The organism is Actinomycetota bacterium (genome assembly GCA_040757835.1).
Taxonomy (GTDB): Bacteria; Actinomycetota; Geothermincolia; order Geothermincolales; family RBG-13-55-18; genus SURF-21.
Window position 1 is genome coordinate 1 of record JBFLWJ010000034.1, and the last position, 3,892, is coordinate 3,892.

The following is a 3,892-nucleotide window of genomic DNA, read 5'->3' on the forward strand; positions in this document are numbered from 1 at the left end:
CCGCTAAGGCGAAAGGGGCAAGGTGCCCGTTCGGAGGCGTCCTCCCAAGCTAATAGTTTTCAGCAACCCCTTCCGAAAGGGGCATGGAGAGGCTTACCCTTGACTTGGGTCTTTAAAGGTGACCCCACAAATGATGATGGCCCCCGCGAGGGGGGCCATCACATCAAGCGTTGGGGTGGAACTTCCTGCCCTTCACCTTCTCGGAGTAACCGGCGTAATCGAGGAAGCGGGTTAGGCCGCCCATGTAGAAGGGGTAGCCGGCGCCGAAGATCATGCAGATGTCGATCTCCTCCGGCGCTCCCACCACGCCGTCGTCAAGCATGCGCCAGCACTCGTCGGCCAGCGCCTCGCCGACGCGGTCGCGCATCGCCTGGGCGTCGAGCTTCCGGGGCGGGTCGGCCTGCTTCCAGAACTCGCGCACCTCCGGATCCACCGCGCCGTCAGGCCCGTAGACGCCGGACTTCTTGCGCGCCACCAGCTCCTTGAAGTTCTCGCTCACCACGTAGCGGTCCGGGAAGGCGCCCGCCAGGGTCTCGTTGGTGTGCAGGGCGATGGCCGGGCCCACCAGGGCCAGGAGCACGAAGGGGGGCATGGGTCCGCCCATGGCCCACAGCGCGTCGTCCACGTCCTTGAAGTCGTTGCCCTCGTCCACCAGCTTCAGCGTCTCCACCATGGAGCGCAGCAGCAGGCGGTTGACGATGAAGGCCGGGGCGTCCTTGCAGAGCACGCAGCGCTTGCCCAGCTTCTTGCCAGTGTCGAAGGCGGTGATGAGGGCGGGGTCGCTGGTCTTCTCGGCCTTGATGATCTCCAGCAGGGGCATGGCCGCCACCGGGTTGAAGAAGTGGAAGCCCACCACGCGCTCGGGGTGCTTGAGGTCCGAGGCCATCTCCGTCACCGACAGCGATGAGGTGTTGGTGGCCAGGATGCACGTCTCGGAGACGAACTCCTCCAGCTCGCCGTAGACCTTCTTCTTGATGGGCATCTCCTCGAGCACCGCCTCGATTACGAAGTCGCAGTCGGCCATGTCGGCGTAGTCCAGGGTGGGCTCCACCAGGCTCAGCAGCCAGGGCACCTGGCCCTTGTCGATGCGGCCCTTCTCGGCCTGGCGGTTGATCTCCTGCTCGATGTAGCCCACGCCCTTGTCCACGAACTCCTGCTTGATGTCCTTGATGACCACGGGCACCTTCATGCGGCGCAGGAAGAGCACCGCCAGCTGGCTGCCCATGAGCCCCGCTCCCAGGATGCCCACCTTCTTCACCGGCTGGGGAGCGCCCTCGGGCACGCCCACCGGCTTCTTGGCCCGGCGCTGGGTGAGGTCGAATGCATAGGCCCCCGCCTGCATCTGTGGCGAGGGGATGAGGGTGGCCAGGGCCTCGTCCTCCAGGGCGAAACCCTCGTCGATGGTGTTGTCCCTGGCGGCTTTGATGTTGTCGATGGCGATGTAGGGAGCCCTGGAATTGCCGTGCACCTTGGAGTCGGCCACGGCCCGTGCCTGCGCCGCCAGGGCGTCCAGGTTGGACCAGTCGGGCTCCGGCCTCTCAACTTTCTCCGTGCCCTGCAGTAGACCCACGGTGAAGGCGACGGTCTTGTCCAGCAGGTCGACGGCCTCGAAGAAGCGGTCGGCGATGCCCATCTCGAATGCCTTCTTGCCGTTGATCATACGGTTGTTGTTGAGGGCATTGTGGATGATGATCTCCAGCGCCTTCTCGGGGCCGATGAGCTTGGGCAGCAGGGTGGTGCCGCCCCATCCCGGTATGAGCCCCAGGAAGCACTCGGGGAAGCCCACCGCGGCGGCGCCGGGAGAGATGGTGCGGTAGTCGCACGCCAGCGCGATCTCCAGCCCCCCGCCCAGGGCGACGCCGTTGACGGCGGCCACCGTCGGGCAGGGCAGGTCGATGATGCGCTTGAAGGCGGCGTGTCCGGTCTGGGCCACCTCCAGGGCCAGTTCCCTCGTCTTCACTTCCGGCACCATGGTCAGGTCGGCACCGGCTCCGAAGATAAAGGGCTTCCCGGTGAGGATCATGGCCTTGACGCCGGGCTCCGCCTCGACGCGGTCCAGGCAGGCGTTGAGGGCAGCCATGCCGCCCAGGCCGAAGCTGTTGGGCTTGCGGTAGTCCTCGCCGTTGTCCATGGTTACAAGAGCGATCTTGCCGGCCGGCGATTCGAAATAGGTATCCTTAAACTGGGTTACCAGCTCCTCGGGCATCTCTTACCTCCTTTCCTTCCACACATCCTAGTTCTGGACGTTCTCGAAGATGGCGGACGCGCCCTGGCCCAGGCCCACGCACAACGTGGCGAGCCCGTATTTCGCCTTGGGGTTCTCCGCGAACTCGTAGGCCAGCTGGGCAGTGAGGCGGCCGCCGGAGGAGGCTAGGGGATGCCCGAAGGCGATGGCCCCTCCCCAGGGGTTTAGGCGCGGGTCGTCGTACTTCTCGATACCGAACTCTTTCATGAAGGCGATTACCTGCACCGCGAAGGCTTCGTTGATCTCGATGATATCGATATCGTCGAAGGGCAACCCCGATCTCTCCAACACCCTGTGGGTCGCCGGTATGGGACCGTATCCCATGATCTCCGGCTTCACCCCCGCAAAACTGTACTGCACCAGGCGCATCATGGGCTTGAGGCCGTATTCCTTCACCGCCTTCTCCGAGGCCAGGATGGCTCCGGCGGCGCCGTCGTTCAGGCCGGAGGCGTTGCCAGGGGTGACCCTTCCCTTGACCCGGAAGGGGGTACGCAAGTCCTTCATGTTATCCACCGAGGCCTCTGGACGCGGCTGCTCGTCCTTGTCGGCCAGCCTCCAGCCGTTGCCGCTCCAGACGGTCATGGGGACGATGATGTTGTCGAACTTGCCCTCGTCCAGGGCCTTCTTGGCCTTCTGCTGGCAGACGACCGCGTATTCGTCACACATCTCCTTGGTGATGTCGGGGAACATGTCGTGGAGGTTCTCCGCGGTCATGCCCATGTTCAGCGCGCTCTGGTCCACCAGTTTCTCCGACATGAAGCGGGGGTTGGGGTCGGCGCCCTGCCCCATGGGGTGTCCGCCCATGTGCTCCACGCCGCCGGCGACGATGAGGTCGGCCGCGCCCACCTGGATCTCCGACGCCCCGAACAGTATGGCGGTCAATCCGCCGGCGCACATACGGTCAACGGCGACGCCCGGGGTCTGTACGCCGAGGCCAGACAGGATGGCCGTGGTACGTCCTATGGTAAGCCCCTGGTCCCCGTACTGGGTCGATGCCGCCCACACGTTGTCATCGATCTTGTCCTTGGGCACTTCGGGGTTCCGCTCCATCAGGGAGCGGATAACTTTGACCACCAGGTCATCGGCGCGCGTCTGGGCAAAGATGCCGTCGGGCCGGGCTTTGCCGAAGGCGGTGCGGCAGGCGTCGATCACGTAGACTTCCTGCAATTCCCTGGCCATAACTTCCCCTCCTTCTGGTTATCTGTCCAGGTTCAGGTCCTATGTTCTATGTAAAGGGGCGAGGTCCCCCGGTGCTTGCAGGGGAGTAAGGGCAGTGGAATCCTCAGGGGGATTGCTGCGTACATTGCTGCGACCTTTTCTGTTGCATTTACTTTCCACCGTTCATTATAGGTTTCCCGACCGCCCCGGCGCAATACGGTGTCAGCCGGTAACTGCTTTAAAGTCGCAGATAAATGCCCTTGAGTAAGCGTCCGTTTCTTCTCGGTGTCGCCTTGCGCGCGCCAATTTCTTTTATACCCATTCCTCCGATTATCATGCGTTCACAGGATCGTTTATGGGGTCAGGTCTTGGATCTTGGATACTCTGGTATGTATGGCTTTTTTTATCCCCTTTTACCTGCAAGGACGTGAGCCCTCCATATCCAAGAAACAAGACCTGACCCCTTGGATTATCATGGAGGTATGGAGA

The 3,892-nt window shown here is 63.1% G+C and carries 2 protein-coding genes; both read right to left on the reverse strand.

From position 1 onward, the window contains the following. Window positions 1-163: 163 nt before the first annotated feature. Window positions 164-2,206 carry a 3-hydroxyacyl-CoA dehydrogenase NAD-binding domain-containing protein gene (locus AB1384_15690; GenBank protein ID MEW6555710.1) on the reverse strand — a complete coding sequence of 681 codons (2,043 nt, stop codon included), beginning with the start codon at window positions 2,204-2,206 and terminating at the stop codon, window positions 164-166. A 27-nt stretch (window positions 2,207-2,233) separates the two neighbouring features. Further along, a complete protein-coding gene (locus tag AB1384_15695; protein MEW6555711.1) occupies window positions 2,234-3,424 on the reverse strand; it encodes a thiolase family protein in 1,191 nt (396 codons plus the stop codon). Window positions 3,425-3,892 lie beyond the last annotated feature (468 nt).